Origin of the sequence: Cytobacillus oceanisediminis 2691, from assembly GCF_007678455.1 — a bacterium.
Classification (GTDB): Bacteria; Bacillota; Bacilli; order Bacillales; family Cytobacillaceae; genus Mesobacillus; species Mesobacillus oceanisediminis_A.
Genome location: NZ_VEEP01000007.1, coordinates 90,211 through 116,709 on the forward strand (window position 1 = coordinate 90,211; position 26,499 = coordinate 116,709).

Below are 26,499 nucleotides of genomic sequence, written 5' to 3' on the forward strand. Positions count from 1 at the left end.
TATGGATAAACTTTGAATTTTCCATGTACAAAAAAAGGCCATCAGGGGGATGTACCTGATGGCCTTTCATATCGTTATTTGGATTGATTTTCAGCGATCTCTTTCCGTGCCTTTGCAAGGTCGTCCTGCACAGTACGGTCCGACAGTTTTACCCCGCTGTTATATGCTGCTCTTGAAATCAGATGCCCGGCAACAGGGGATGTAAGGAAGATGAAGCCAATTCCCAACAATAATCGGGAATTAAAATGATCTTCAATTAGCCAAAAATAAAGGAAGGTTCCAAGCAATACAAGCATTACCCCCATCGTGGCACTTTTTGATGCCGCGTGGTTCCTCGTATAAACATCCGGCAGCCTGATAAGCCCGAATGCCGTCACAAGGCTGAGGAATGCGCCGATCAGGATGAATAAGCCTGCAAAAAACTTAACGATCTCCATTTCTGTCATATTCCATGATTACTCCCTTCTCAAGAAACTTTGAAAAGGCGACTGTTCCGATGAATGCCAGGATCCCTATCAGCAGGATGATATCGAGAAATGCACTCGTATCGAGAAGGATTGACACTAAAGCAACCACAGAAACCAGACTGATGCCGATCGCGTCCAGGGCAACTACCCGGTCAGCCACTGTCGGCCCCTTGATAACACGGTAAATCAGGCCTATCATCGCAAGTGATATGAAGGTAACTGAAATCCACATGACGGTATCGAACATTATCGGCTCACCTCCATAATTGCCTTTTCGAACGTATTTTTGATGCTCTGAATCGCTTCGTCCGCATCACTGATGTCCATCGCATGTACATACAGAATCTTATTATCATCAGAGATATCGACGACAAGTGTTCCAGGGGTCAAGGTTATCAAGTTTGCGAGCATTGTAATCTCCCAGTCTTGCTTCAATTCTGTCGGGAATGCGAAGATTCCGGGCTTGATATTGAGCTTGGGCCTTAGAACTGCCTTTAGGACATCGATATTTGAAAGGATTAATTCCCTCGTAAAAATGTAGATCAGTTCTACTACTGCCACTACCCTCAACAAATAAAAACGGGAAGTGAAGAAGCGGCGGAAAATATAAATGATGAGCAGGCCGAAGAAATACCCGACGAAAAACGAAGCCGGGGAGTAGGATGTTTTAAGGAACATCCACACAAAGGCCAGAATGAAATTCAGCAAGATTTGAAAAGCCATGTCTCATCACTCCTTTAAAACAGCATTGATATAGATTTCCGGATTCGCCAGCGTTTCTGCTGCATTGGATATGACCGGATAAATTGCTTCAGTTCCGAAGCCGTACAGGACAGCGAACGCGGTCAGGACGGCCGGTGCGATGAGCAGCCATTTCACTGGAGCTTTTTCCTCATTCTTATAAGCTCGAGGTGTTCCCCAGAAGCCTCGGATAAATATTTTCATGACGGAAAACAGGACCAGTAAACTAGACATCAGGACAACGAACGCACCAAGATAGCTTTCATTCTCGAAGCCGGATCGGATCAGCATGATTTTACCTGCAAATCCGCTGAGCGGCGGTATTCCTGCGAGTGCCAGCGCAGCGATGAAGAAGGTCCATCCTAAAGCGGGATATCCATTGATCAGACCGCTAATCTTATTCAGGTCACTCGTCCCTGTAATTGCAATGATGATTCCAATCAACAAGAAGAGCGCGGCTTTGATGTTCATGTCATGGATCAGGTAAAACACGGAGCCTGTTAGAGATTCTGGGGTCAGTACAGAGACCCCGAAAAGAATAACCCCGACTGCCACGATAATGTTATAAATGATGATTTTCTTGATGTCCGAATATGCAATTGCTCCGATAGCACCGACGATGATCGTCAGGATGGAAAGAATCTGGAGCAATTGATGCGTATAGCCGGCATCATGGTAAAAGAACAGCGTGTAAGTCCTTGTGATCGAGTAGACACCGACCTTAGTCAGCAATGCTCCAAACAAGGCCATTACTGGTGCAGGGGGTGCATAATAAGATCCTGGAAGCCAGAAATAAAGCGGGAAAATCGCTCCCTTCAGGCCAAATACAATCAGGAACAATACAGCAATGACCGTAATGATGCCCATGTCTCCAAGTTCGCTGATCCTCACCGAGATATGTGCCATATTCAATGTCCCTACTACTGAGTACAAATAAGCGACTGCGATGACGAACAGTGCTGATGAAATGACGTTAACAAGTATGTATTTTATCGATTCGCGAAGCTGGATTTTCGTCCCGCCCAATACCAGCAGCACATACGAAGACATTAGCATTACTTCGAAAAATACAAACAAGTTGAATATATCCCCTGTTGTAAAGGCACCGTTTACACCTACCAGCAGAAAGTTGACAACCGCATAATAATAAAATTTTTCGCGCGCTTCCCCAATAGATTTAAAGGAATAGAATAAAGCGGCAAGAGCGATGATGCTCGTCGTCAATACAAGCAGGGAGGAAAGCATATCCGATACGAGCGTAATCCCGTAAGGCGCTTCCCAGTTACTGAGGTCCATTGTCTGGATGCCATCTCTATATACATGGTTTGCCAGCATGGAGGCTGCAATAACAGTGATTACCGCGCTTATTGCAGATATCCAGCGCTGGGCCATGATATTTTTTGAGAAAAATATGAGTATAACCCCTGTTATCAGAGGAATTAAGATGGGTAAGATGATTAGATTATTCATGTCCTTCCTTTCCTCTCAAGCGATCCATATTATCCGTTCCAAGCTCCTGATAAGCACGATAGGCCAGCACCAGGAAAAATGCCGTCACACCAAAGCTGATGACGATCGCAGTCAAAATCAGCGCCTGTGGCAGCGGGTCAACGTAGGATTCGGCATGTTCACCCAGCAAAGGGACTGTCCCCCTCTTCAAACCTCCCATTGTTAAAATCAACAAATGGGCTCCATGGCTTAACAGGCCCGTACCAATAATAATCCTGAGCAGGCTTTTCGAAAGCATCAGGTAGGTGGCTGTCATAAATAAGATTCCAATTAGAAATGCCATTAAGATTTCCATTATTCGCTCTCTCCAATCGTTTGAATAATGGTCATTGTCACACCAATGACGACAAGGAAAACTCCGGTATCAAACAATACCGCCGTATGCAGAGATGTTTTGCCGAGGAGCGGCAAATAAACATAAGTATAGGCATGCGTCAGGAATGGCTTATTGAAAAATAAACCTCCTGCTCCAGTTCCGATTGCAAAGATCAGTCCGACCGCGATCAGTTTAATATAATCGACAGGCAAGATTGCCTTGACCGTCTTTATATCAAAAGCCAGCAGCAGGAGGACGATTGCCCCGGATGTCATTAACCCGCCAACGAATCCTCCACCCGGATGGTAATGGCCTGCAAAGAACAGGTGGATAGAAAACAGGATGATGACAAACAAGGTTAACTTCGTGACAGTCTGGAGGATTATATCATTTGTTTTCATCCAATTCTTTCCCCCTAGTCATGCGCAGCTTGATCATCGCGAAAATCCCGAGGGCAGCGATGCCAAGTACGGTAATTTCAAACATTGTGTCAAAGCCGCGGAAATCAACAAGGATGACGTTGACCATGTTTTCGCCGCCAGCTTTTTTATAGGTATTCTCAATATAATAATCCGCAATCGACCCAAACATTTTATTGCTGTGGGCAGATAGGGCAATCATCGTCACGATTGCTCCGACGCCAATTGAAATTACAGCGTTCGTAGCCCTAAAGCGGATTCGCTCTTCGTTCCTTCTGATCTGAGGCAAGTGATAAAACGCGAGCAGGAACAGCGCTACAGAAACCGTTTCGATCACTAGTTGTGTCAGTGCGAGGTCAGGCGCCCGGAAAATGACGAAGAATAGAGCGACTGTATACCCGACAGCACCGAGCAGGATAATTGAAGTCAATCTTGATTTGGCAAATAAAATCATAATCGATGATACAGCAATGATCAGCACCAGTATGACTTCAGTAATGTGGACTGGGGCAATATTGCTGAGATCCATCTTAAATGCATTTTTATAGAAAAGAGTCGAAGCCAGGATCAAAATGAAGAATGAGAAAATATACACTAGATATGACCGGATGAACCCCGTCATATAAGACTTTGTGATATTTTTAGATACCAGCTGGATGGTTTCCAGTCCTCGGTCATATAAATGATTAAGTGCCAGGCGCTCAGGGAATATGCGATAAACGCCTGTCCATTTTGGCAAGAATTTATAAAGCAGAATTCCGATCGCGATGACACCGATCGTCATGAACAATTCAGCTGTCGGTCCGTGCCAGTGTGAAATATGAACATCGAATCCCTCGCCATTTTCAAGCAATGAAGGGAGGATGGCTCCCATGGCTGGCGAAATGATGTTATGAGACAGTACATTCGGAAAAATACCGAAAATGATCACAAGTGATGCAAGAATAACCGGAGAAATCAGCATGCCGATAGGTGCTTCATGCGGTTTCTTTTCCAACTTTTCAGGCTGATACTTGCCAGTGAAGGTTTTGAATACATACATCATGCTGTAAAGGAATGTGAAAACACTTGCGGTCCAGGCAATCACCGGGAACAGGTTGCCCCAAGTATCCATATTGAAAATATCCATTTCCGCCACTCGCAGCATCCCTGTAAAGAACATTTCCTTACTCAGGAATCCATTGAATGGAGGAATTCCTGCCATGGAGAAGGTTCCGATAATGGCAAGCGTGAATGTGATTGGCATGAAGTTCATCAAACCGCCAAGCTTGCGAATATCCCTTGTCCCAGTTTCATGGTCGATAATTCCTGTTACCATGAAAAGGCTCCCTTTGAACGTGGCGTGATTGATCAGATGGAAGACAGCGGCAGTGACCGCCACGATAAAATAGCCATCCTTGATCGTGCCATAATGAAGTGCAGCGGCACCAGCTCCAAGAAGCGACATAATCATACCGAGCTGGCTGACAGTTGAGAATGCGAGAATTGCTTTTAAATCAGTCTGTTTTACTGCAGAAAAAGAACCCCAGAACAATGTGAGCACACCGATTCCGGCGACGAGCCATACCCATGTGCCTGAATGGGCAAAAACAGGTGTCATGCGGGCAACAAGATAGATGCCGGCCTTGACCATCGTCGCTGAGTGCAGATACGCACTGACAGGAGTAGGAGCCTCCATGGCATCAGGCAGCCAGATGTGGAACGGGAACTGCGCTGATTTTGTAAAAGCACCGAGCAAAAATAGAATCAAGGTAACGGTGAATAAAGGATGGTTCATGACTTGATTGGACATTTGAATCGTTTCGGAAATGCTGAAGGTCCCTGTGATGATGTAGAGCATCAGGATGCCCCCGAGCATTGATAGTCCCCCGAAAACTGTGATTAGCATCGATTTCTGCGCACCGTAGCGTGAGCGTTCACGATCGTTCCAGTACCCGATCAGCAGGAATGATGAAAAACTGGTCAGCTCCCAGAATGTATAAAGGACGATCAGGTTGTCCGACAAAACGACGCCGAGCATGGCGCCCATGAATAAAAGCAAGTAGACATAGAAGGTATTCAGCTTTTCCTTGTCTGGTGACAGATAATAAATCGAATACAGAACAACCAGAGCGCCGATTCCGGTGATCAACAGGGCGAATAACAGCCCAAGGCCGTCAACTTTTAACGTGAAATCAATCCCAAGGGATGAAATCCAGGGCACCGTTTCCATGGCTGTGCCGCCATGGCCAGTGGTACCAATGAACTTCAGGAAGTATGCAAACAGCACGGCCGGCAGCGGCAGCAGGAACCAGCCTGTATGGATACTCTTGAAATACTTATGTATAAATGGAATTAAGATCGCGAGTAAAAGCGGTGATAAAACTGCAAGGTGTAGTAAAGACAAATGATAATACCTCCTTATTTAATTCCAAATTCATGGATTAACATTATATTTTTTGCCATTTAACCCAACTTCATGCTCCTAACTCCCTGTTGTAAAAATTATATCGTAAAAAAGGCGGGGATGCATGTCCACGGCCTTGATAAATCAATGTTTTCTGAATCCAGCACCAGCACGCGGCCTGGTACATCCCTGAATATGCTTCCTTTCAAGACAGCTTTTGGAAGTTTAATTCACTGGCACTTGTTGTCGAATGCTGAATAAAATCCTGATTCTTTCTGCATACTAACAGTGAATAGGGGGGATAAGCCATGGCCCGAAAGCTGATTGTATGTGTTGGGATATTCCTGAGTTTGTTTACGGGGTTCATGTTACTCGAGCAAAGGGACAACAAAGAGTTGTCAAATAAAGGACCTGGAGTGCTGAATGTCCAGCAATCAGATATGGACGAGGTTGAAACAGCTGAATATATTCCATTCGGTTCAAGAGAATACGTCCGGATTGTGCCGCAATAACTCCAACCTGTTCATACGGATGAAAAGCGAAAAGGTTTCAAAAAAATAAAAGTTCCTTTTGGGGGCTTTTTTCTTTTTGTTTTTATTGCCAGCTTTCGCCATTTCTTTCATAATGATTATGAAAGGAATGAGTGAAAAAACAACATGAAAAATGCCTATTTTACAAGTTACTTTCCTTTGATGTCCATCCTGATGTTCAGCCTGGCTCTTTCTGTCCGTACGGAAATAGAGCTGCTGACAGTCCTGAAAAATGCCGGAATTTATGATGGAATGATGGAATTCTTTTCGCATACTGGCATCAAGCTGTCATTGCTTGCCTTGCTGATGGTCGTTTTTTTTATGGTATTCGCTGCCCTGAAGCTGATTGCCGATACGATTAATGAGGTTAGCCTGTTATTGTTTTCCGTAGATTACGAGGGAGAAAGCCTGAAATTCATCCGCAAAGGAGCCGTCATTTATTTTGCAGGCGGGATTGCAGCGCTTGTCAGCTTCTTCAGTTTCATCGGGATCGGAGCCATATTCTTTTTAGCCACGATGATTTATTTCATTTATTTTGTCTACAAAATCAGTCCCAAACTCACAATGGCAGGATTGATCGGAACCGTCTTCTTTCAGACCATCCTTTGGAGCACCCTCGTGCTTGGTGTAGTGTACCTGGCGGTAAAAGTATATAACAGCCTGCTTGCAAGCTTGCCGATTTAAGTGCCGAACCATTCATTTGGTCGGTATTTTTTATATGAAAAAACCGGGCTGAGGCCCGGTTTATTTTTTCATGATATCACGCCAGATCAAAAGGTGCGGGGACTGATTGTTGATGGCCTCCATGCTTTGCGGCTGGTCTTTGCCGACCCACACGCCTGCGGTAAATGGACCATTGAATCCGACAAACCAGAAATCAAGGTAATCATTTGTCGTCCCCGTCTTCCCGCCAGCTTCTGGTCCTGCACCTGCAGCTTTTCTGGCTGTTCCCGAGGAAACAGTCTTTTTCATGAGCGTCCGAACTTTTTCGATGGTGCTTGGATTCCATACCTGAACAGGCTGCTCATCCCATTTATAAAGAACTTCGCCTGCCTGATTGGTTACTTTCACGATTGCCCTTGGCTTCAGGTAAAGTCCTTTGTTGCTGAATACCGTATAAGCGGATGTCAGCTCAAGCGGACTTACCCCAGTCGTGAATCCTCCTACTGCCGCTGCGAGTACATGATCCTGGTTTGTTACATTTTTAAATTTGAAAGGCTGCAGCTCACTGAACGCTTCGTCAATGCCTACTTGCTGCAAAACCCTTATGGCAGGGGTGTTGTACGAATGGGTGAATGCTTTTTCAAGCGAAACCATCCCATAGGTTGAACCTCCATAGTTTTTTGGGCAATACCCCTTTATGCAAAGAGAGCCCCCATTGATTCTAGAATCGGTGTTCACATCAAATCTTTCAAAATAGGGTGCATACACAAGGAGCGGTTTGATGGCCGAACCCGGCTGGCGGAACGCCTGGAATGCCCGATTGAAATCGCCGCTTTGATATTTTTTTCCTCCCGCCAGGGCAACGATCCTGCCGTTCTCATGGTTTATAACGGCTGCGGCAGCCTGGACCGATGCATCCGGCAAATGAGCCGAGAGTGCCTGGACTGCCTGTGTCTGCCTATCAATATCAAGGCTGGTGTGGATGCTCACACCTGAGCGAAGCAAATCTTCAATCTTCAGGCTTAACTCCTCCGGATCCTGTATGTTCTCCTGTTGGGCAATCAATTCCCTCATTTCGAAAAGCGCGTATGAAGAATAATCAGGATAGAGATTTTTACGGGAATCGACCTTCAGCTTAATAGGCTCCTTTTTCAGCTCCTCTGCTTTTTCCGCCGTAATTTTTTCGAATTGCGCAAGCTGGTCGATCAGCCGTTCCTGCCGCTCTTTTGTCCGTTTGAAATGCTTTAGAGGATTATAATATGTTGGGTTATTTGGAATCGCGGCAAGAAATGCCTGCTCACTTTCTGATAGCTCCGCCGGCACTTTCTTAAAATAGAAATCAGCGGCAGCCTTGATGCCATACGCATTATTATGAAAGTAAATCGCATTCAAATATTGTTCGAGAATCTCTTTTTTTGAAAAAGTCCTCTCCAGCTGGTATGCATATAAAACCTCGCTCAGTTTCCGGTTGTACGATTCATGATGGTTCAAATACTGGTTCCTGGCCAGCTGCTGGGTAATTGTGCTTGCACCCTGCTGAATTCCATCTGCCTGCATGTTGATGGCGAGAGCGCGGCCAATTGCCGGCAGGTCAAAACCTGGATGTTTTTCAAAATTCCGGTCCTCAGAAACTATGAACACATCTTTTATAAAATCTGGTATTTCATTTCCCTTTGCATAACTCCGGTTCATCGGCCGGTAAATCTCCGTTATGACCTCGCCGTTTCCTGCAAGGATGAAACTCGTTTCGGAAAGCTTGGTCTCCGCCAGGTCAATCTCTTCATCCAATGTTTTGTTGAAGCTGACAGCCTTGCCTGCTTCTGTATAAGTTAACATGACCACCGCCATGAAAGCGGGAACCAAAAGAAATATCATTAGATAGCCTGTGAAAATGCGCACGGTGCTTCCTTTCTTCCTTCAGAATGTTTTCCTGTTACTCCTCATAATATCGGAACCTGGGATGAAATTATTTACTTCTTAAAAATGACAAGCTTAAAATGCAGAAAATTAAAAAATTTACAAAGAAACGTGCTATAATAGAAAAAATAATGCACCGAAAAGCATATAATGGTTACATACAACTACTGGCTTTTCAGAAAGTTGGGGAAGCATGAGCGAAAAGGAAAGGACAACATTATTTATTGATTTTGAGTTCACGATGCCTGACAGGAACAGCAAAAGACGGGGATTTTACCAGGAAATCATCGAAGCTGGGGCAGTCCTGGTGGAGAACAATAAGGTGGTAGAACAATTTTCATCTTATGTAAAACCAATGCGGTTTCCGATTTTGACAGAACGCTGCCGTTCATTCCTGAATATTTCCCAGGAACAGGTGAACTCTGGAATTACCTTCAAGGATTTGGCTGAAAAGCTGAAATTGCTTGGCGGGAACAAAAATTGCCAGGTCGTGACCTGGGGGAATATGGACATGAAGGTGCTGCAGCAAAACTGTCAGCAGGCTTCGGTCGCTTTTCCGTTGCCTGGGAAGCAAATTGATCTTTCAATGGAGTATAAGCGTTTCTTTGGCGACCAGAATCAGACGGGTCTTTGGAAGGCAGTGCAGGAATATGGAAGGGAAGGGACCGGGAAACATCACCGCGCCCTGGATGATGCGCTGACGACCTACCATATTTACAAGCTCGTAGAGAAAGACAAACAATATCTTCAGAAGCCTGAACCCGCAACAATCGGGGACATGGTCGATTTTTCCAAGTTGCTCAATAAATTCGCATAAAAAAGCCAGATTGGAATAAACAATCTGGCTTTTGGCGTTATCACTGGTTTTTAAAATAATCCTTCTCAAGGGAGTCCAGGTTTCTCAGGCTTTGCTGTGCCCAGGCGGAATCATCGCCTTCGAGCTCAGAACGGAGCTTGCCTGTCGCTTCTTTTAGAGACTCTAGATAATCCGGAATTTCACCCTCGAACGGCTTGACCATTTTTTCCGGGATATTTGCTTGTTCGCGGAAGGAAAGTGCCTTCCTTTCGTGGAAAAAACCTACCGCTGCATCCTTGGGATTGTGAAGGTCGCCCTGCATTGGGTGTTTTGCAACAGCCAAAACTCGGACAAGATAATGCTGCGGGCGCCGTTCCGTGATTTCACCAATATACTTACCGGTTTTATAAATGGCGGTTACCTGATCGCCAATATTCAATTCAGCCATAAAGATGCCCCTTTCGGAATCTTGGATTTCTTTCATTATAGCAAAAATCAAAGATGCAAAACATTTTGCAATCGTATAAAGTGTCTATAGGAGGGATACATATAATGACTAAAAAAATAATGGCAGTACTCTTTGTGATGATGCTGGTTCTTGCTGGCTGCGGCACGGCGGGTGAGAAGCAAGAAGCAGACAAGCAGAAGGAAGAAACGACGAATGGCGGACAAGCAGCCGATGAAAATCTCGACTACCCTCAAGCGAATGCAGAAGTCCAGGAAAATGAGCGGCTTGTTGAAATGGTCACCTCGATGGGGAAAATCAAAATCAAGCTTTTCCCTGAGCAGGCGCCAAAAGCAGTTGAAAACTTTATCAAGCATAGTGAAGAGGGTTACTATGAAGGAGTTACATTCCACCGCGTTATAGATGGGTTCATGATTCAGGGCGGGGATCCTGAAGGAACTGGAGCTGGCGGTGAGAGCATTTATGGAGATCCATTCGAAGACGAGTTTTCAAGAGAACTTTTTAATATCCGCGGTGCATTGTCAATGGCAAATGCAGGTGCAAACACGAACGGAAGCCAATTTTTCATCGTCCAGAATAAAGAGTTGGATCCAAGCTTACCGGAACAAATGAAGGAAGCAGGCTATCCAGAAGAGGTACTTAAGATGTATGAAAATGGAGGTACCCCACATCTGGACGGCAAACATACGGTTTTCGGCCAGGTAATCGAAGGCATGGATGTCGTTGACAAGATCGCTTCTGTCCCAACAGGTGCCGGGGACAAGCCGGAAAAAGACGTTGTAATCGAAAAAATCAATGTACTGAAGTAGGCAATTGTTTGCGGTTGGACGAAACACCAAACCTTGCTATAATGTTTGGAGAGCTGATGAAAGGAAGATGAGAATGAGTAAGTGGTTTGTCATCTCATTGTTTTTATATTTTCCGGAAGATAAAACAGAATACATTCCCGCCGCAATCACTTCACTCGTTTTCCTGATCGGGGCCATCCTGACGATGCGATTCATCATCAAAGTATCGAAGAAAGAAGCCCAGAAAGCAAAGGAACACGAGCGGGCAGTCATGAAGCGAATGAATGATACAAATGAGAACAGCTGATTCAATGGCTGTTCTTTTTTGCGGGTGAAAAATTGGTAAAAATCGAGTGAAATTTCCAGTTCGCGGAATTCAGTCTGTTTTTCGCGGAATTAAGCGCCGACTTCGCGGGATTATTAACTATTTTCACGAAAAAAAGGCAATTATCTTGTTTCGAAAAGGTTTAACTCATTAAAAATTGGGGTAAAACTCATCTTTTCATTATTTTACTAAAACGTTATAATACAATTTATATTCTAAAAATCAAGAGTAGGGGTATAAATTGAAGAACTTACAGATAGAGAAGATTGTTGAACGAATTCTTGTCCAATCTGGCAGCAGTGTGAAAGTTGAACTTGAGGATTTTTTCCCAGGAGACCGGTTTGCGGGCGGGAAATATAACTTTGGCAGTCATACGATTACTTTATATATTGAAGAGATCAAGGCGCAGTGCCTGCAGCTTTTTTCCTCTTTGGACCAGTATGAAAATTATCTTGCCGTTGTTTTCGCGCATGAGATCGGACATGCTGAGGACCGTGAACTTGCAGAATTGATTCAGAAGATGGATGGAACCACTAATGATGTTTCGAAAAAGGGGATTGCCCTTCAGATTGAGATGAATGCCTGGGATTTTGCCCGGACGCTGATACCGTCAAAGCTTCATCCTTTCATGGACACCATCATCCACTATTCCCTCCAGCCATATTATGAAGCGCTTGAAGTGAGCGCATAAAAATGGAGCCAGCCTGATATAGGTGGCTCCATTGCTTATATCGTGCCTAAAAATCTAACTGAATGCCTTCTTCAATCTTTCGAGTCCTTCATATAAGGTTTCCCGCGGACAGGCGAGGTTCATCCGGACGAAGCCTTCACCGCCTTCGCCATATTTCGTTCCTGGTTCCAGGCCCAGTTTTCCTTTCTCCAAAAGCTGATTTTTGATTTCCTCGTCGCTCAAACCAAGCTCGCGGCAGTCGATCCAGAGAAGGTAAGTGGCATCGGCCTTCATTGGTTTGAGTGCTGGCAGATGTTCAGCAATAAAGTCAGTCGTGATTTTCATATTCTCATCAAGGTAGACAAGCAGCTGCTCAAGCCATTCTTCTCCGTACCGGTAGGCCGCTTCCATTCCTGCGATCCCAAAGGTGTTCAATGTGAAAAAGCCCTGCTGCTCCTGTAATTCCTTGAACTTTGCCTTCAGCTCCTTGTTCGGTATCAGGACTGCAGATGCCTGAAGCCCGGCAAGGTTGAAGGTTTTGCTTGGCGCGATGAATGTAGTCGTAATCTCCCTGAATTCTTCCTTGATCGAAGCGATGGGAATATGGACATTTGGCTTGAACACCAAATCTGAATGGATTTCATCGGAAACAATCAGAACATCATGCTTTACGCACAGGTCACCGATTTTCTCCAGTTCATCCTTCGTCCATACCCTTCCACCAGGATTATGCGGGTTGCAGAGGATAAAAAGTTTCACGCCATCCTGCAGCTTGGCTTCAAAGTCGGCAAAGTCCAATTCAAAGCGTCCGTTTTCAACCAATAAATTCGAAGTAACCAGGGTGCGGTCGTTATTTTTAACCATGTTGAAAAATGGTGTGTACACAGGGGAGTGAACGAGCACCTTATCACCTTTTTCCGTATAAGCGCGGATCGCCGTGCTGATCGAAGGGACGACGCCTTCGCTGAAAAGGATGGATGATTTCTTGAATTCACAGTCATGGCGCTTTTTCATCCAGTCCTGGATTGTCTCTGTCACAGACATCGGGACAAAAGTATATCCGAATATTCCGTGGTCAATCCGGTTTTTTAAAGCATCGGTGACCGCCTGGGGAGGGTGGAAATCCATATCTGCAACCCACATTGGCAGGACATCGTCTATGCCAAACACTTTTCCGACAGCATCCCATTTTACTGAATGCGTATTGTTCCGGTCGATTACCTTATCAAAAACTTTATTTTCCATATGTACGCACCGCCTTTTTCCTGAAAATTTATCTGACACTAAACTTATGATAAAATATTTTTAAAAAATAATCAGGTGATTGGATTGGAATCGAGAGAACTTAGCTATAAATTAATAGATGTTTTGAACAAATGGGATCCATTCAAAGTCGGAGAAGGCCAGTTTGATCCGGAAATTGCTGACATTCTCCAGGCTGTTCATGATTATAACGAAGCGAATAAAATCGCCGGAAGGATTCAGTCTGTTTTCGAGTTTTCTTTCGAACAGGTCCTGCCATATGATCAATGCCTGGCAATCGCAAACACTTTACTTGCCATCAAGAATGAAGATGTATGCTCTTTATAAGAGCCACGAACAAAACGGCAGCCATCAGCGGCTGCCGTTTGCTGTTGCTTCTTCAACTATTTCCTCTACAGCAATGAATCGATTGATAAGCTGATGCACATCCTCAGGCCGCTCCTCGGGGACAAGGTGGCCGGTCTCCTTTAAGATGAAAAGCTCGGAATGCTTCAGATCCTTGTTCAGTTTCCTGCCGATTCGCACCGGAACCACTTTATCATGCTCCCCCCATATGAGCAGGCATGGAGCTTCTATTTTTCTCAGTTCTTCGGCAGAAAGATCTCCTTCACGGTGCCTGATCATCATCGTCAACGCTTTGAATATATCATCTTCCAGAAAAGGCGTAAGATACCCATACAGCATTTCATCATTGATCATCGAATGATCATAGACGACGTTCTGCAGGTTTTGCTTCACTCCCGAGCGGGCCAGATGGAACTTTACATAAAGGTGGAAATAAGGAATGTAGCTGGACAGGACCAGTGGCAGACTCGCCTTTTTTAAATAACCTGAACTGCAGAGAAGGATCCCCTTTTTCGCATGATCTGGATGATGCAGCAGGATATTCATGGCGATTTGTCCGCCCATTGAGTGGCCAACGACATTGAACTCATGGATTCCTAAGGATTTCATCAACTCCACTACTGTCGCGGCCAGGTTCTCATAGGAATATTTAAAACTCGATAGCTTGCCGCTTTTTCCAAAAGGAGGAAGGTCGACGGATATGACGTTATAATCTTCTTTCAGCAGCGGGATCAAATGCCTGAAGCTGAAAGAGGAAGAAAGAAAACCATGGAGCAGAACCAGGCTTTCTTTAGCGTCAGGGTTATGATAGTGCTCATAATAAAGATCGATTCCTCTTACTGTCTTATTCCTGGCGAATTCCATCGGCTTTCACTCCTGACATTATGAACGAATTGAGATAGGTATGTTCTTTATTTTCCCCGCGAATCGAAAGTTCACACAAAAAATTGCCCGGAAAACAAAAAAAGATGGACACCATTACTGGTATCCATTAAAAAGGGGGGAATACTAGAAAGCCTTATGTGATTAGGATAGCCAGTTTGGCAGAATCATATACCTTATTGTCTAAAGTTTTTGGCAAGAAAAAAATAAGCAGGCATTCATCTTAGCCTGCTCACGTTTCTTTTAATAAACTGGTTGGTTTTTGTCCTAGTTCTGGCGGTGCAGCGTAATAAATGTCTCCCATGAGCACAGATGCTGGGACATCAAGGGCTGTAGAAATCTTCAAAATCGTCTGAGAGTTAGGTGTTTGCTCGCCGCTTTCGTATCTTTGGATTGTTTGGGTACCTACCCTGATTTTTAAAGCGAGCTCCTCCTGGGAAACTCCGGCTCGTTCACGGCACACTTTGATATTCTGTCCAATTGCAGTCATCGCTCTTCACCTCCAAAAATAATACATCTCTTACTATAATTTTATCACTAAATTTTTGAAAATATCGACAATAATGTGAACGTTTTCTTAACTTTAGATTATACCAATCGACTGTAAGAAAACAAAGCCGATTCCAATAGGCACGATGTAGCGAATCAAGAAGTACCATACCTTGAAAAGTACCGGATTGTTACCGGTGCCTTCCTCAAGTTCATTCCTGACCAATTTCCTCGGCAGCACATATCCGACGAAAATGGCGATGAAAAATGCTCCAAGCGGCAGGGCAATATTGCTTGTCAGGAAGTCGGCAAGGTCAAAGAACGTTTTTCCGAAAAACTTCACTTCCGATAGGACACCAAAGGACAGGGCATTTGGTATTCCAGCAACAAACACGAGCATCCCGCCAATCCAGGCAAATTTTTTCCGTTTGGCTTTATCGCCCTTGGAGAGGACGGCAACGATAATTTCAAGGATTGAAAAAGCGGATGTGAGCGTTGCGAATAACAGCAGAACCAGGAAAACCGTCAAGAACAATCCGCCAAAAGCCAATTGATCAAAAACCGCTGGCAGCACGACAAAAGCAAGGCCAGGACCTGCTTCGGGTTCAAAACCAAGCGCGAATACTGCTGGGAAAATTACCAGTCCGGCAAGCAAGGAGATCAGGATATTCAAGCCGACGACTGAAAAAGCTGATTTAGCGAGACTTTCGCCTTTGGGAAGGTAGGAAGCGTATGTCACCATGACAGATAGCCCGACACTCAATGCGAAAAAGGACTGTCCCAGGGCCATCAGGATGGTCTGCCCTGTTACAGCGGACCAATCAGGCTTCAGGAAAAATTCAACCCCGTCCATGGCTCCATCGAGTGTCAATGATCGGATCGCAAGGATGATGAACAGGATGAACAGAGATGGCATCATGTACTTGCTCGCTTTTTCAATCCCCTGTTGGACACCGCCCTGCACAACCCAGATGGTCATCACAAGGAATAATAGCTGAACAGCGACCGCTTCAACAGGATTTGAAATCGTCTGTTCGAACGCGGCTCCGTATTCTGCCTGGGTCAGCCCCGAAAGAGATCCGGTAAAGCTGCGGGCCAGATAGGACAAGATCCAGCCACCAACGACACTATAGAAAGAAAGAATCAGGAAGGAAGCAACAACACCGCCATATCCCAGCAATGGCCACAGGCTTTTCGGCGCGAGATGCTTATAGGACATGACCGCATCCTTTTGGGTATTCCGGCCAATGATGAATTCAGCCAGCAAAATCGGTGCTCCTATGAATATAGTCATCAGAAGGAAGAATACGAGGAAAACTCCGCCTCCATTGGTTCCTGCCATATAAGGAAATTTCCAAATTGCCCCGAGTCCAATGGCCGACCCCGCGGCTGCCAGAATGAACCCGAGCTTAGAAGTCCATTGTTCGTGCTTGTTCATAAGAAAACTCCTTTAATAGTCTGAATATTTATATTGTCTGACAAAATAAAAAAATACCTTTTCATGTTACTATTTTTTCAGGAAAAAGCATAGCATTTTCAGATTTTAAACATTTATTAAGCTTTTTGTTATTTTTTTGAAACAAAAACCTAAATCCGCCGTTTTATAGGTAAAGCATTCACATTGTAACTGCGTGACGCAATCGGCCGCAGCCGTCCCAGAATAACCATGTGAAGCACCTGATTAAAGATACGTAGAAGTTTGGGGGAGCCAAATGAATGATGATGAATTAGTATTCCGGTCCCGGAACGGAAATATGCAGGCGTTTGCGGAGCTGATTGATATCCACACTCCGACCGTCCGCCGCTTTGCTTTCCAGCTCGGAAACAAATATGACGATATAGATGATATCACACAGGAAGTGTTTGTCAGGGTCTATCGTTTCCTCGACCAGTTTTCGCACGCAAAATTCACCACATGGCTTTATAAAATCACCTTGAATGTAACGAGGGATTTTTCCCGGAATAAGCAAAGGCAGATCAAGAAGGTCCTGAAAATCGGCAAGGAAAGGACATATAACGGGAAGACAGCAGAGGAAAGCATCCTCCGCTTTGAAGAGGACAAGGTACTTCATGAGTGCATCCAGAAGCTCGATGAGAAGTATCGCATTCCGATCATTCTCTTTTATTTTCACGATAAAAGCTATGACGATATCGCTGAGATTACCGGCGCTTCGCTCGCAAATGTAAAGACCAGGATGATGAGAGGCAAGGAACATTTAAAGAAGCTGCTTACACTGGCTGAGAAGAAGGAAGGTGAAAACCATGGATGATCAATTATTGGAAAAGCGGCTGGACAGCCTGAAAAAAGCATACGACGAGATGCCTGAAGAGGAAAACCGTTCAGCAATCCTGGCGGCCATCAAAAAAGACCAGAAGAAGCATACAAAGCAAAAGTGGTTTCACTTGCCATATGCCGCCAGCTTTATCGGCGTCGGCATGATCGCCGGAGTCCTGATGATGCAATATATCGGGGAGCAGGAACCTTCTGAAGAGAAAACAGAACAGCACCAGGCAGCCCCCGGTGAAAATAGTTCCCGTGAGCTGAAAAAATCAGAAGTGAAAATCATATTTGATGAGTTGCGGCAATACCATGCAAAAAAAGTTGCCAAGACGAAAGCGGCCCTAGGATTTGGTGCAGGGTTCGAAAAGTACCTTTATCCATCCATTGCTGAGGATATTGAATCAGTCGAAAATGAATATTTGACCTATCTCGAAGACCATGATCCCAAAGATTTGACAGATACGAAGCAGGCTTTAATAAACCAGATTGACGAGTCGTTCATTCTTCCATCGGAAATCATTGACCGCATTGAAAAGCATGACAAGGCTATGAGCGTTGAAGAGGAATTCCCCCTTCTTTCCCAGCTTGATTCATTTAACGGTGCCTATCTTTACGGAATGGTATTTTACGAGTGGGATATCAAAGAGGCCATCGAGAAGGAAGGACTGGAAGCTGTAGTAGAAAAAATGAATGCCGGCGGAAAAGGGCTTGAAAATCAGGATTTGAGAAAGATGGCGGCAGGGGCAGTGGCCAATGGCTATGCATTCCGGGAAGAAGACGGGAAACTGATGCCTTATGTTAACTTTAAGGATATTGCAGACCGCCTCCGCGGCAAGGTTGATGACGACTATGCGATGTATCTTGAATTGAAGAGCAACAGAATCCATGACAGGATGGGGAAAGTGATTTCCTATAAAAATTATGCAGATGTCTTGGTGAAGCTTGAAAAAGCAATTGGCACAATGGAGGATGGAAAAATCAAGGATATCCTTTGTGATGAGGCGCAATCGCTTTATGTCCAGTTTGCGGCAGGTTCGCCAGGAAATTCGATATATGGTGACAACAAGTTTCTCAAAGACGAGGTGAAAGAAGCCTATTTATACCTGATGGATTCCTATCCAGAGACCGACACAGCAACAGCTATGAAAGAAGTTTATGACAAGATGGAAGCAAAGCAGTTCCAGCAGCCAACAGATGAATTGGAAATAAAATTGAATCTGATTTATCCGTTGTATATGAAGATTCCGTCGAATCTGAAGGCAGAGGATATAATTAACAGCAAGATACTGCCGATTCCGGATTCCCTGCTGTCCAGCTACAAGGAATTCGCTGCCAAGAAAAATTTCAATATCCTGAAACATTATGGCCCGTTTGAAATCATGCAATTGTATTTCCATGCTGACCAAGTCGGGGATTATGAGACAAAGTACGCATTATACAGCAGGCAAAGCACCCTCCCGCCAAAAGAACAATATATAAAAGAAAGGGAGGAAGCCGAACCTGGTATGAATCTAAGTAAAATATTGAAAGGGTATCAGTTCGCTTCGCTATACCATCCAGCAGATGATCCGGAAAAAGTCATCGGCATCCAGCTTCATTACTCAGACCGTACAGATGGTCCAGTCTTCCAGATGGTTCAGGAGGATGGCTTCTGGAAAGTACAATATATGCCAATCCAGTAAGAGGGTATGGAAACACTCACATATTGAATTAACTTATTCCTTTTGATAAATGCTACAGAATATGATATAATTTTTAATTGCGTATTAATGGGATAAAATAAAACAATATTTAGGAGTGTTTCCATGTCAGAGAAAATCGAAGTAGGCAGTGTTTTAACAGGTAAAGTAACAGGAATTCAGCCATATGGCGCTTTCGTAGCATTAGATGAAAATACACAAGGTCTTGTGCACATTTCAGAAATCACACACGGGTATGTTAAGGATATTAACGAGCACCTGTCAGTTGGCGACGAAGTGAAAGTGAAAGTATTGTCAATTGATGAAGCTGCTGGAAAAATTGGCTTATCAATCCGTGCAACTGAAGAAGCTCCAGAACAGCCACAACGCGCTAAAAAGCCACGCAGCAAGCGCCCTGCTGCAGTCGTACAGCAGCAAGACGACTCAGCACAAGGCTTCAACACGTTGAAGGATAAGCTTCAAGAGTGGATCAACCAGTCAGATATGGCTAAGAAATAAGCTTCAAAGCAGAAACCGGACATTGCGTCCGGTTTTTTTTTGTTGGTTTGCTTTTTGATGAGGATATATTGTTTGACCTGGGCCAAGCTCGGACAAGGTTTAGAGTGAATTCGGGAAAGCTGTCCGAAGTTGGTGTGACTTCGGACAAGTTTCTAGAGTGAACCCGAAAAGCTGTCCGAACATGGATTGACTTCGGACAAGTTTCAGAGGAAACCCAGAAAAGCTGTCCGAAGTTGGTGTGGCTTCGGACAAGTTTCTAGAGTGAACCCGAAAAGCTGTCCGAACATGGGTTGACTTCGGACAAGTTTCAGAGGAACCCCCGAAAAGCTGTCCGAACATGTCCTGACTTCGGACAAGTTTCAGAGGAAATCCCGAAAAGCTGTCCGAAGTTGGTGTGGCTTCGGACAAGTTTCTAGAGTGAACCCGAAAAGCTGTCCGAACATGGATTGACTTCGGACAAGTTTCAGAGGAAACCCCGAAAAGCTGTCCGAAGTTGGTGTGGCTTCGGACAAGTTTCAGAGGAACCCCCGAAAAGCTGTCCGAACCCGGCACGACTTCGGACAGGTTTCAGAGAAAACCCCGAAAAGCTGTCCGAACTAGGCCTGACTTCGGACAAGTTTCAAAGAGAAACCCAAAAAGCTGTCCGAACCCGGCACGTCTTCGGACAAGAATCATCAGTGAAAACCCCAAGTTGGCATAACCAAAACCGATATTCCGCCTCAATTCTCTTTTAGGGGGTTAAAATGAAAGAGCTTACAGGTTACAATATGATTGTCTAACCAATTTTTTCATTGGAACGGAGGAAGATTCATGACGACAAAAACGAGTTCATTGATTGAACAGACTCAAAAGTATGGTGCGAATAACTATCATCCGCTGCCGATCGTTATTTCGAAGGCAGAAGGAGTTTGGGTAGAGGATCCTGAAGGCAACAAATATATGGACATGCTAAGCGCTTATTCAGCTGTCAACCAGGGGCACCGTCACCCGAAGATCATCCAGGCGTTAAAAGACCAGGCAGATCGCGTGACGCTTACTTCAAGGGCATTTCACAATGACCAGCTTGGACCATGGTATGAGAAGGTCTGCAAGTTGACGAACAAAGAAATGGCCCTGCCGATGAACACTGGAGCTGAGGCAGTGGAAACGGCAGTGAAGGCAGCTCGCCGCTGGGCTTATGATGTAAAAGGTGTCGTGGAAAACCAGGCAGAGATCATCGCATGCGTCGGCAACTTCCACGGCCGCACGATGACAGCTGTTTCGTTATCTTCTGAGGAAGAATATAAGCGCGGTTTCGGGCCAATGCTTCCAGGCATCAAATTGATTCCTTACGGAGACCTTGAAGCCCTGAAGGAAGCCATCACACCAAATACTGCAGCGTTCCTGATTGAGCCGATCCAGGGCGAGGCAGGCATCGTCATCCCTCCTGAAGGCTTTATGAAAGCGGCTTTTGATGTGTGTAAAGAAAACAATGTCCTGTTCATTGCGGACGAAATCCAGGCTGGTCTGGCCAGATCCGGAAAAATGTTTGCATGCGAATGGGAAGGCATTGAGCCTGATATGTATATTCTCGGAAAAGCACTTGGCGGCGGGGTATTCCCGATTTCCTGTGTAGTGGCGGATCATGCTGTGTTAGGAGTTTTCAACCCTGGCTCACACGGATCGACTTTCGGAGGCAATCCAATGGCTTGTGCCGTTTCCATCGCCTCTCTTGATGTGCTGATTGATGAGAAACTTGCTGACCGTTCCCTTGAGCTCGGAGAATATTTTGTCGGCAAGCTTCGCGAAATCGATAATCCAATGATCAAGGATATCCGCGGCCGCGGCCTGTTCATTGGCGTCGAGCTGACAGAACCGGCACGCAAATACTGTGAAGAATTGAAAGAAGAAGGCCTGTTGTGCAAAGAAACGCATGATACAGTCATTCGTTTCGCACCGCCGCTTGTCATCAGCCTTGAAGAACTGGACTGGGCCATCGAGCGAATCAAGAAAGTTTTATCATAAAACGATAAAAAACCCGCCTGTTGGCGGGTTTTTGGTTTTTATCGGGTAGCGCGTGGTTCTGCTGCTCTTTCCTCTCTTTCGCTTGGTGCGAAAAGAAGTCCAATGTTAATTAAGCCAGCAAGTCCGACCAAACCATAGATGATTCTTGACAACGCTGAATCCTGGCCGCCAAAGATTGCTGCTACAAGATCAAATTGGAAGAATCCGATTAAGCCCCAGTTGATGGCCCCGATTATGGTAAGAACAAGTGCTGCACGTTGAATACCGCTCATGGATATTTCCTCCTTAAAATTAAATTTGTTCTTTTATAGAATGTTTCAGCACGGTATGAATTATTCATCCGCCCTATATTTCTTACCTACCCTTCTAAAAAAAGTTGTAACTTTTTGCAGCACATTAGAGAACATTAAGGAGTGTATTTTTTGCAATGCGTTTGGAAAAAGAACATAATAATCCCTAGAGGAAGGTGATTTAAATGGACAACTTTACTTTTTATAATCCAACAAAACTGATTTTTGGCAAAGGCCAGCTTGAGGAACTTAAAAATGAGGTTCCGCAATACGGAAAGAAGGTACTGCTGGTTTATGGCGGCGGTAGCATCAAGCGTAATGGACTTTATGACTCTGTGATGAGCACTCTTAAAGAAATTGGAGCTGAAGTATTCGAGCTTTCCGGTGTGGAACCGAATCCCCGGCTTTCGACTGTCCATAAGGGCGTGAAAATCTGCAAAGAAGAAGGTATTGAATTCCTTCTGGCAGTAGGCGGAGGCAGCGTCATCGACTGCACAAAGGCAATTGCTGCCGGAGCAAAATATGAGGGGGATGCATGGGACCTGGTAACCAAGAAAGCTTTTGCTTCTGAAGCTCTACCGTTTGGAACTGTGCTCACCTTGGCAGCAACGGGCTCAGAAATGAATGCCGGTTCTGTCATTACAAATTGGGAAACGAATGAAAAGTACGGCTGGGGAAGCCCGGTAACATTTCCGAAATTCTCGATCCTTGATCCTGTGAACACTTATTCAGTGCCGAAGAACCAGACGATTTATGGTATTGTCGACATGATGTCGCATGTTTTCGAACACTATTTCCATCTGACCGAGAATACGGAATTCCAGGATCGCATGTGCGAATCCCTGCTGTTGACTGTGATGGAAACAGCCCCAAAACTGCTTGATGACCTGGAAAACTATGAGTACCGTGCAACAATCCTTTACGCTGGAACGATGGCCTTGAACGGCATCCTGAATATGGGCTACCGCGGTGATTGGGCTACCCATAATATCGAGCACGCTGTATCTGCAGTATACGATATCCCTCACGGAGGCGGCCTGGCGATCCTGTTCCCGAACTGGATGAAGCATAATCTCAAAGTAAAACCAGAGCGATTCAAGAAAATGGCTGTCAGAGTATTCGGTGTGAATCCTGATGGCAAGACAGACGAAGAAGCTGGACTTGAAGGAATCGAAAAGCTTCGTGAATTCTGGAACAGCATCGGCGCACCATCACGACTCGCTGATTATGACATTGACGACAGCAAACTAGATTTGATGGCCGATAAAGCAATGGCGAACGGTGAATTTGGCAACTTTGCAAAAATGAATAAAGACGACGTAGTGGAAATCTATCGTATGTCATTGTAAAGCTGAAATAGCGAAGGACCCGGAATGATTTCCGGGTCCTTTTTCTATTTTGAAAATAATCTGGAGGGAATTGACATAGGAACAATGGAAAATAAACATCGTTTGGGGGTGCAGGAACCTTCTCTTTTTCATTGTTTAAAACCCTTAAATTAGGAAAAAGATAAAGCGAGTCATAGAAGTTTAAAAATATTTCATAATTGGTCACGCTTTCATACTGTGGTGTTTCTTGATTATTAAGATTCATTTCGATAAAGTGATAGAGAATATAAAATAATGGAGGATCAGACATGACACATGTTCGTTTTGATTACTCAAAGGCGCTTAGCTTTTTTGGTGAACACGAAGTTACATATTTAAGGGATTTTGTAAAAGTAGCACACCATTCATTACATGAAAAAACGGGTGCAGGCAGCGACTTTTTAGGCTGGATCGATCTCCCTGTCGACTATGATAAAGAAGAATTTGCCCGCATCCAGAAGTCAGCAGAAAAGATCAAAAGTGATTCTGATGTCCTGCTAGTTGTCGGGATTGGCGGATCTTATCTTGGAGCACGTGCTGCACTTGAATTTTTACAGCACAGCTTCTATAACGCTCTTCCAAAAGAAAAGCGAAACACTCCGCAGGTTATTTTTATCGGCAACAACATCAGCTCAACTTATATGACTGATGTGATGGATCTTTTGGATGGAAAAGACTTCTCCATCAATGTGATCTCAAAATCCGGTACAACAACCGAGCCAGCGATTGCTTTCCGCATTTTCCGCAAGATGCTTGAGGAGAAGTATGGTGTGGAAGAAGCACGCAAACGCATTTACGCGACTACAGACAAAGCACGCGGTGCATTAAAGACACTCGCTGACGAGGAAGGCTATGAATCATTTGTGATTCCTGATGATGTTGGCGGCCGTTATTCTGTATTGACTGCAGTAGGCTTGCTGCCGATCGCTGTCAGCGGTTCAGATATCGAAGCCATGATGAATGGTGCGGCACAGGCAAGGGAAGACTTCGGCAAGTCAGAGCTTGAAGAAAATCCTGCATACCAGTATGCGGCAGTCCGTAACGCGCTTTACAACAAAGGCAAAACAATCGAAATGCTGATCAACTACGAGCCATCCCTTCAGTACTTCTCTGAATGGTGGAAGCAGCTGTTCGGCGAAAGTGAAGGAAAAGACCAGAAGGGAATCTACCCGTCATCAGCTAACTTCTCAACAGATCTTCACTCCCTTGGACAGTATGTGCAGGAAGGACGCCGCGATTTGTTCGAGACGATCATCAAGGTGGAAAAGCCTCGCCATGAGCTGACAATCGAAGAAGCTGCAAGCGATCTTGACGGCCTGAATTATCTTGCCGGCAAGACAGTTGATTTCGTGAATAACAAAGCGTTCCAAGGCACAATGCTTGCCCATACTGATGGAGGCGTACCGAATCTGGTTGTAGAAATTCCTCAGCTTGATGAATACACATTTGGCTACCTTGTGTACTTCTTTGAAAAAGCATGCGCGATGAGCGGCTACCTGCTTGGCGTGAACCCATTCGACCAGCCGGGCGTCGAAGCATACAAAGTGAACATGTTCGCATTGCTTGGAAAACCAGGCTTTGAAGAAAAGAAAGCTGAATTGGAAAAGCGACTTAAATAATGATGAAGAAGGAGTACCCGTAGTGGTGCTCCTTTTTGTTTTGAAATTGGAAAAATAAGGAATAATTTCCAGTTCGCCAATAAATTTTGGATTTTCGCCAATAAACATGTGCAAATCGCCAATAAAAAGAAATTTTCGCCAAAAAAATAGTGGGAATCGCCAATAAAATCATCTTTTCGCCAATAAAGGCACTAATCACAACGCTAATACCCCGAACAAACCCGGATTCTTGGCCAATCCAAACTTTCACCGCTCATTAATTCGCCTGTTTTGGTTAAAACTAAGCAAAAACATTTGGAAAGGCGGACAAACCATTGATTGAGATACAATCTGAGCTTGAGGGCAAACATTTTGATCTTTATAAACTGGAACAGCTGCTTAAACCGTTGGGGTATTCCGTGGGGGGAAACTGGGATTATGACCATGGAGCCTTTGACTATAAAATTGATGACGAGGTGGGCTATCAATTTTTGCGTCTTCCCTTTAAGGCGATTGATGGACAACTCGACTCAAAAGGCTGCACTGTAGCACTTCAGCGTCCATTCCTTCTTTCGCATAAATATCAGCGTGGACTTGATGACCATGCGGAGATTGGAAATGCCAGCGCATCCTTCAACCAGTTCCAGGAACCGGTGGATAAGGATGCGAGTTTTCCAGAAAAGTACATTGAAGTGGGACGTTCACTTGTCCGCGAAGCAGAAATTGCCTTATTGCGTCATTAATTGCTTGAAATGGCCAAAAGCTATTCATCATTATCGTTTGAAATGGCAAGAAGTTGATCATCAAATTTAATTTTGATATTTCTTTTGGGGTTGACGATTATGTCATCCCCTCTTTTTATGCCAATCAGGATCGTATTTCGTTCCCTCAGCAAAAAGCTGCTTGCTTCCTGGAAGTGCTTGTCCATCAGAGTGGTTTCAGGCTCAATATAAGACAAGTGTTTGCCGTTTAATTGGCCAAGCAAATCCAATAATGGATTCACAACCTCAGGAGAGGCGATGCTGTTCAAAAGGACTGCGCTGGTCAAAGCATTAGCGGGGATCAGTTCATCTGCCCCTGCCCTTCTGGCGTTATTGACCTGTTCACTCGTTTGGATTTCTGCAATGCAGCGTATATCAGGATTCAGCCCTTTGATCGCAAGCAGTGTAAGAATCGTATTCATATCAGCCTGCAGTTCATCCAGATTTTGATCAGAAGTAATGATCACTTTTCTGGCGGTTGAGATACGGGCATTCAGTAATGTTTCATCCTTGTTCGCACGGCCCCTGATAAAATGCAAATTGTCTTCCTTGATTGGATTCGAACCCAGTGTGTCGTCAATCAGGATAATGGATTCGGATTGAATGAGGGACCTGATAATTGTGCGTGACCTCTCATTCCAGCCGATGATGATGATATGATCGCCCCCTCTATAACCAACTCTCCCCTCCGCGTATGCGTTCTGTTTGGTAACCGTTGCTGCTGACAGGTGAATGAAATAGGATGATAAAAATCCTGTCCCGACCAGGAGCAGGATCATGGCCGTTATTCTTCCTGGAGTAGAAACCGGGTAATAATCACCATATCCCACTGTTGATGCGGTAATGATCGCCCACCAGACACCATCGAAAACGGTCGGAAAGCTTTTGGGCTCAATAAAATGGATGACCGATCCAAAAAGGAAAATCATCAAAGCGGCAATCATCAGGATTCTTGTCAGAATTGGCAGCCTGATGAAGCGCATATACAAAAGGTTAGACATTTTTATTCCTCCTCTTTCATTCTCGCA

The 26,499-nt window shown here is 44.7% G+C and carries 29 protein-coding genes; 14 read left to right on the forward strand and 15 right to left on the reverse strand.

The window, feature by feature from the left end:
- Positions 1–74: 74 nt before the first annotated feature.
- Genes mnhG through FS736_RS14740 form a run of 7 tightly spaced genes read right to left on the reverse strand, consistent with a single transcriptional unit; the run spans position 75 to position 5,838 of the window.
- On the reverse strand, positions 75–446 hold the full coding sequence (gene mnhG, locus FS736_RS14710; protein WP_144478572.1) for a monovalent cation/H(+) antiporter subunit G: 372 nt from the start codon (positions 444–446) through the stop codon (positions 75–77).
- Entirely contained in the window at positions 424–714 is a 291-nt protein-coding gene (locus FS736_RS14715; protein WP_144478574.1) for a Na(+)/H(+) antiporter subunit F1, read from the reverse strand. The genes mnhG and FS736_RS14715 overlap by 23 nt, the downstream gene beginning before the upstream one ends.
- Positions 714–1,190 carry a Na+/H+ antiporter subunit E gene (locus FS736_RS14720; protein WP_144478576.1) on the reverse strand — a complete coding sequence of 159 codons (477 nt, stop codon included), beginning with the start codon at positions 1,188–1,190 and terminating at the stop codon, positions 714–716. Before FS736_RS14720 ends, FS736_RS14715 begins: the two co-directional genes overlap by 1 nt.
- 6 nt (positions 1,191–1,196) lie before the next feature.
- On the reverse strand, positions 1,197–2,678 hold the full coding sequence (locus FS736_RS14725) for a Na+/H+ antiporter subunit D (protein ID WP_144478578.1): 1,482 nt from the start codon (positions 2,676–2,678) through the stop codon (positions 1,197–1,199).
- Positions 2,671–3,012: a Na(+)/H(+) antiporter subunit C gene (locus FS736_RS14730; protein WP_144478580.1), complete on the reverse strand. Its 342-nt coding sequence runs from the start codon at positions 3,010–3,012 to the stop codon at positions 2,671–2,673. Before FS736_RS14730 ends, FS736_RS14725 begins: the two co-directional genes overlap by 8 nt.
- On the reverse strand, positions 3,012–3,434 hold the full coding sequence (locus FS736_RS14735) for a Na(+)/H(+) antiporter subunit B (RefSeq protein WP_144478582.1): 423 nt from the start codon (positions 3,432–3,434) through the stop codon (positions 3,012–3,014). Before FS736_RS14735 ends, FS736_RS14730 begins: the two co-directional genes overlap by 1 nt.
- Complete coding sequence (locus FS736_RS14740; RefSeq protein ID WP_144478584.1) at positions 3,421–5,838, reverse strand: Na+/H+ antiporter subunit A; 2,418 nt, start codon at positions 5,836–5,838, stop codon at positions 3,421–3,423. The genes FS736_RS14735 and FS736_RS14740 overlap by 14 nt, the downstream gene beginning before the upstream one ends.
- 308 nt (positions 5,839–6,146) lie before the next feature.
- Between FS736_RS14740 and FS736_RS14745 the strand changes: the two genes are divergently transcribed.
- Both FS736_RS14745 and FS736_RS14750 read left to right on the forward strand, forming a co-directional pair.
- Positions 6,147–6,350 carry a hypothetical protein gene (locus FS736_RS14745; protein WP_144478586.1) on the forward strand — a complete coding sequence of 68 codons (204 nt, stop codon included), beginning with the start codon at positions 6,147–6,149 and terminating at the stop codon, positions 6,348–6,350.
- 144 nt (positions 6,351–6,494) lie between these two features.
- Complete coding sequence (locus FS736_RS14750) at positions 6,495–7,052, forward strand: DUF5366 family protein (protein WP_144478588.1); 558 nt, start codon at positions 6,495–6,497, stop codon at positions 7,050–7,052.
- A 60-nt stretch (positions 7,053–7,112) separates the two neighbouring features.
- Here FS736_RS14750 and FS736_RS14755 read toward each other — a convergent pair whose 3' ends face one another.
- On the reverse strand, positions 7,113–8,867 hold the full coding sequence (locus tag FS736_RS14755; RefSeq protein ID WP_260983612.1) for a transglycosylase domain-containing protein: 1,755 nt from the start codon (positions 8,865–8,867) through the stop codon (positions 7,113–7,115).
- A gap of 274 nt (positions 8,868–9,141) precedes the next feature.
- Between FS736_RS14755 and kapD the strand changes: the two genes are divergently transcribed.
- On the forward strand, positions 9,142–9,765 hold the full coding sequence (kapD, locus tag FS736_RS14760; protein ID WP_144478592.1) for a 3'-5' exonuclease KapD: 624 nt from the start codon (positions 9,142–9,144) through the stop codon (positions 9,763–9,765).
- Between the two features lie 40 nt (positions 9,766–9,805).
- Here the strand turns inward: kapD and kapB are convergent, their stop codons facing one another.
- Positions 9,806–10,192, reverse strand: a complete 387-nt coding sequence (kapB, locus tag FS736_RS14765; protein ID WP_144478594.1) for a kinase-associated lipoprotein KapB — start codon at positions 10,190–10,192, stop codon at positions 9,806–9,808.
- A gap of 104 nt (positions 10,193–10,296) precedes the next feature.
- On the opposite strand from kapB, the gene FS736_RS14770 reads away from it, so the two are divergent.
- The 3 genes from FS736_RS14770 to FS736_RS14780 all read left to right on the forward strand — a co-directional run bounded on the left by FS736_RS14770 (position 10,297) and on the right by FS736_RS14780 (position 12,014).
- On the forward strand, positions 10,297–11,019 hold the full coding sequence (locus FS736_RS14770; protein ID WP_144478596.1) for a peptidylprolyl isomerase: 723 nt from the start codon (positions 10,297–10,299) through the stop codon (positions 11,017–11,019).
- A 73-nt stretch (positions 11,020–11,092) separates the two neighbouring features.
- A complete protein-coding gene (locus FS736_RS14775) occupies positions 11,093–11,305 on the forward strand; it encodes a hypothetical protein (RefSeq protein ID WP_144478598.1) in 213 nt (70 codons plus the stop codon).
- A 259-nt stretch (positions 11,306–11,564) separates the two neighbouring features.
- Positions 11,565–12,014, forward strand: coding sequence for a hypothetical protein (locus FS736_RS14780; protein ID WP_144478600.1), 450 nt, complete (start codon positions 11,565–11,567; stop codon positions 12,012–12,014).
- A gap of 54 nt (positions 12,015–12,068) precedes the next feature.
- Here the strand turns inward: FS736_RS14780 and FS736_RS14785 are convergent, their stop codons facing one another.
- Positions 12,069–13,238 (reverse strand): MalY/PatB family protein, encoded by a 1,170-nt coding sequence (locus FS736_RS14785; protein ID WP_144478602.1) that lies wholly within the window; start codon positions 13,236–13,238, stop codon positions 12,069–12,071.
- 84 nt (positions 13,239–13,322) lie between these two features.
- Here FS736_RS14785 and FS736_RS14790 point away from each other — a divergent pair, with 84 nt between their 5' ends.
- Positions 13,323–13,583, forward strand: coding sequence for a DUF1871 family protein (locus FS736_RS14790; protein WP_144478604.1), 261 nt, complete (start codon positions 13,323–13,325; stop codon positions 13,581–13,583).
- Positions 13,584–13,607: 24 nt separating this feature from the next.
- Here the strand turns inward: FS736_RS14790 and FS736_RS14795 are convergent, their stop codons facing one another.
- The 3 genes from FS736_RS14795 to FS736_RS14805 all read right to left on the reverse strand — a co-directional run bounded on the left by FS736_RS14795 (position 13,608) and on the right by FS736_RS14805 (position 16,410).
- Positions 13,608–14,465, reverse strand: a complete 858-nt coding sequence (locus tag FS736_RS14795; RefSeq protein ID WP_144478606.1) for an alpha/beta fold hydrolase — start codon at positions 14,463–14,465, stop codon at positions 13,608–13,610.
- 250 nt (positions 14,466–14,715) lie between these two features.
- Entirely contained in the window at positions 14,716–14,973 is a 258-nt protein-coding gene (locus FS736_RS14800) for a helix-turn-helix domain-containing protein (RefSeq protein ID WP_144478608.1), read from the reverse strand.
- Between the two features lie 93 nt (positions 14,974–15,066).
- On the reverse strand, positions 15,067–16,410 hold the full coding sequence (locus tag FS736_RS14805; protein ID WP_144478610.1) for a sodium-dependent transporter: 1,344 nt from the start codon (positions 16,408–16,410) through the stop codon (positions 15,067–15,069).
- Positions 16,411–16,684: 274 nt separating this feature from the next.
- On the opposite strand from FS736_RS14805, the gene FS736_RS14810 reads away from it, so the two are divergent.
- From FS736_RS14810 to FS736_RS14825, 4 genes are all read left to right on the forward strand, one after another.
- Complete coding sequence (locus tag FS736_RS14810) at positions 16,685–17,242, forward strand: RNA polymerase sigma factor (RefSeq protein ID WP_144478612.1); 558 nt, start codon at positions 16,685–16,687, stop codon at positions 17,240–17,242.
- Positions 17,235–18,935 carry a hypothetical protein gene (locus FS736_RS14815; protein ID WP_144478614.1) on the forward strand — a complete coding sequence of 567 codons (1,701 nt, stop codon included), beginning with the start codon at positions 17,235–17,237 and terminating at the stop codon, positions 18,933–18,935. Before FS736_RS14810 ends, FS736_RS14815 begins: the two co-directional genes overlap by 8 nt.
- Positions 18,936–19,058: 123 nt before the next feature.
- Positions 19,059–19,451, forward strand: a complete 393-nt coding sequence (yugI, locus tag FS736_RS14820) for a S1 domain-containing post-transcriptional regulator GSP13 (protein WP_144478616.1) — start codon at positions 19,059–19,061, stop codon at positions 19,449–19,451.
- Positions 19,452–20,261: 810 nt separating this feature from the next.
- Positions 20,262–21,455 (forward strand): ornithine--oxo-acid transaminase, encoded by a 1,194-nt coding sequence (locus tag FS736_RS14825; RefSeq protein ID WP_144478618.1) that lies wholly within the window; start codon positions 20,262–20,264, stop codon positions 21,453–21,455.
- 38 nt (positions 21,456–21,493) lie between these two features.
- Here the strand turns inward: FS736_RS14825 and FS736_RS14830 are convergent, their stop codons facing one another.
- Positions 21,494–21,727, reverse strand: coding sequence for a DUF378 domain-containing protein (locus FS736_RS14830; protein ID WP_144478620.1), 234 nt, complete (start codon positions 21,725–21,727; stop codon positions 21,494–21,496).
- Between the two features lie 203 nt (positions 21,728–21,930).
- On the opposite strand from FS736_RS14830, the gene FS736_RS14835 reads away from it, so the two are divergent.
- From FS736_RS14835 to FS736_RS14845, 3 genes are all read left to right on the forward strand, one after another.
- On the forward strand, positions 21,931–23,094 hold the full coding sequence (locus tag FS736_RS14835; protein WP_144478622.1) for an iron-containing alcohol dehydrogenase: 1,164 nt from the start codon (positions 21,931–21,933) through the stop codon (positions 23,092–23,094).
- A gap of 287 nt (positions 23,095–23,381) precedes the next feature.
- Positions 23,382–24,731 carry a glucose-6-phosphate isomerase gene (locus FS736_RS14840; RefSeq protein ID WP_144478624.1) on the forward strand — a complete coding sequence of 450 codons (1,350 nt, stop codon included), beginning with the start codon at positions 23,382–23,384 and terminating at the stop codon, positions 24,729–24,731.
- Positions 24,732–25,045: 314 nt separating this feature from the next.
- Positions 25,046–25,453: a YugN-like family protein gene (locus FS736_RS14845; protein ID WP_144478626.1), complete on the forward strand. Its 408-nt coding sequence runs from the start codon at positions 25,046–25,048 to the stop codon at positions 25,451–25,453.
- Between the two features lie 20 nt (positions 25,454–25,473).
- Here FS736_RS14845 and FS736_RS14850 read toward each other — a convergent pair whose 3' ends face one another.
- Positions 25,474–26,472 carry a potassium channel family protein gene (locus FS736_RS14850; RefSeq protein WP_144478628.1) on the reverse strand — a complete coding sequence of 333 codons (999 nt, stop codon included), beginning with the start codon at positions 26,470–26,472 and terminating at the stop codon, positions 25,474–25,476.
- Positions 26,473–26,499 lie beyond the last annotated feature (27 nt).

Excerpts from the sequence above, each read along its gene's own strand:
- mnhG (WP_144478572.1), bottom strand. The coding sequence starts at position 446 with ATGACAGAAATGGAGATCGTTAAGTTTTTTGCAGGCTTATTCATCCTG.
- FS736_RS14715 (WP_144478574.1), bottom strand. The coding sequence starts at position 714 with ATGTTCGATACCGTCATGTGGATTTCAGTTACCTTCATATCACTTGCG.
- FS736_RS14720 (WP_144478576.1), bottom strand. The coding sequence starts at position 1,190 with ATGGCTTTTCAAATCTTGCTGAATTTCATTCTGGCCTTTGTGTGGATG.
- FS736_RS14725 (WP_144478578.1), bottom strand. The coding sequence starts at position 2,678 with ATGAATAATCTAATCATCTTACCCATCTTAATTCCTCTGATAACAGGG.
- FS736_RS14730 (WP_144478580.1), bottom strand. The coding sequence starts at position 3,012 with ATGGAAATCTTAATGGCATTTCTAATTGGAATCTTATTTATGACAGCC.
- FS736_RS14735 (WP_144478582.1), bottom strand. The coding sequence starts at position 3,434 with ATGAAAACAAATGATATAATCCTCCAGACTGTCACGAAGTTAACCTTG.
- FS736_RS14745 (WP_144478586.1), top strand. The coding sequence starts at position 6,147 with ATGGCCCGAAAGCTGATTGTATGTGTTGGGATATTCCTGAGTTTGTTT.
- FS736_RS14750 (WP_144478588.1), top strand. The coding sequence starts at position 6,495 with ATGAAAAATGCCTATTTTACAAGTTACTTTCCTTTGATGTCCATCCTG.
- FS736_RS14755 (WP_260983612.1), bottom strand. The coding sequence starts at position 8,867 with ATGTTAACTTATACAGAAGCAGGCAAGGCTGTCAGCTTCAACAAAACA.
- kapD (WP_144478592.1), top strand. The coding sequence starts at position 9,142 with ATGAGCGAAAAGGAAAGGACAACATTATTTATTGATTTTGAGTTCACG.
- kapB (WP_144478594.1), bottom strand. The coding sequence starts at position 10,192 with ATGGCTGAATTGAATATTGGCGATCAGGTAACCGCCATTTATAAAACC.
- FS736_RS14770 (WP_144478596.1), top strand. The coding sequence starts at position 10,297 with ATGACTAAAAAAATAATGGCAGTACTCTTTGTGATGATGCTGGTTCTT.
- FS736_RS14775 (WP_144478598.1), top strand. The coding sequence starts at position 11,093 with ATGAGTAAGTGGTTTGTCATCTCATTGTTTTTATATTTTCCGGAAGAT.
- FS736_RS14785 (WP_144478602.1), bottom strand. The coding sequence starts at position 13,238 with ATGGAAAATAAAGTTTTTGATAAGGTAATCGACCGGAACAATACGCAT.
- FS736_RS14795 (WP_144478606.1), bottom strand. The coding sequence starts at position 14,465 with ATGGAATTCGCCAGGAATAAGACAGTAAGAGGAATCGATCTTTATTAT.
- FS736_RS14800 (WP_144478608.1), bottom strand. The coding sequence starts at position 14,973 with ATGACTGCAATTGGACAGAATATCAAAGTGTGCCGTGAACGAGCCGGA.
- FS736_RS14805 (WP_144478610.1), bottom strand. The coding sequence starts at position 16,410 with ATGAACAAGCACGAACAATGGACTTCTAAGCTCGGGTTCATTCTGGCA.
- FS736_RS14810 (WP_144478612.1), top strand. The coding sequence starts at position 16,685 with ATGAATGATGATGAATTAGTATTCCGGTCCCGGAACGGAAATATGCAG.
- FS736_RS14815 (WP_144478614.1), top strand. The coding sequence starts at position 17,235 with ATGGATGATCAATTATTGGAAAAGCGGCTGGACAGCCTGAAAAAAGCA.
- yugI (WP_144478616.1), top strand. The coding sequence starts at position 19,059 with ATGTCAGAGAAAATCGAAGTAGGCAGTGTTTTAACAGGTAAAGTAACA.
- FS736_RS14825 (WP_144478618.1), top strand. The coding sequence starts at position 20,262 with ATGACGACAAAAACGAGTTCATTGATTGAACAGACTCAAAAGTATGGT.
- FS736_RS14830 (WP_144478620.1), bottom strand. The coding sequence starts at position 21,727 with ATGAGCGGTATTCAACGTGCAGCACTTGTTCTTACCATAATCGGGGCC.
- FS736_RS14835 (WP_144478622.1), top strand. The coding sequence starts at position 21,931 with ATGGACAACTTTACTTTTTATAATCCAACAAAACTGATTTTTGGCAAA.
- FS736_RS14840 (WP_144478624.1), top strand. The coding sequence starts at position 23,382 with ATGACACATGTTCGTTTTGATTACTCAAAGGCGCTTAGCTTTTTTGGT.
- FS736_RS14850 (WP_144478628.1), bottom strand. The coding sequence starts at position 26,472 with ATGTCTAACCTTTTGTATATGCGCTTCATCAGGCTGCCAATTCTGACA.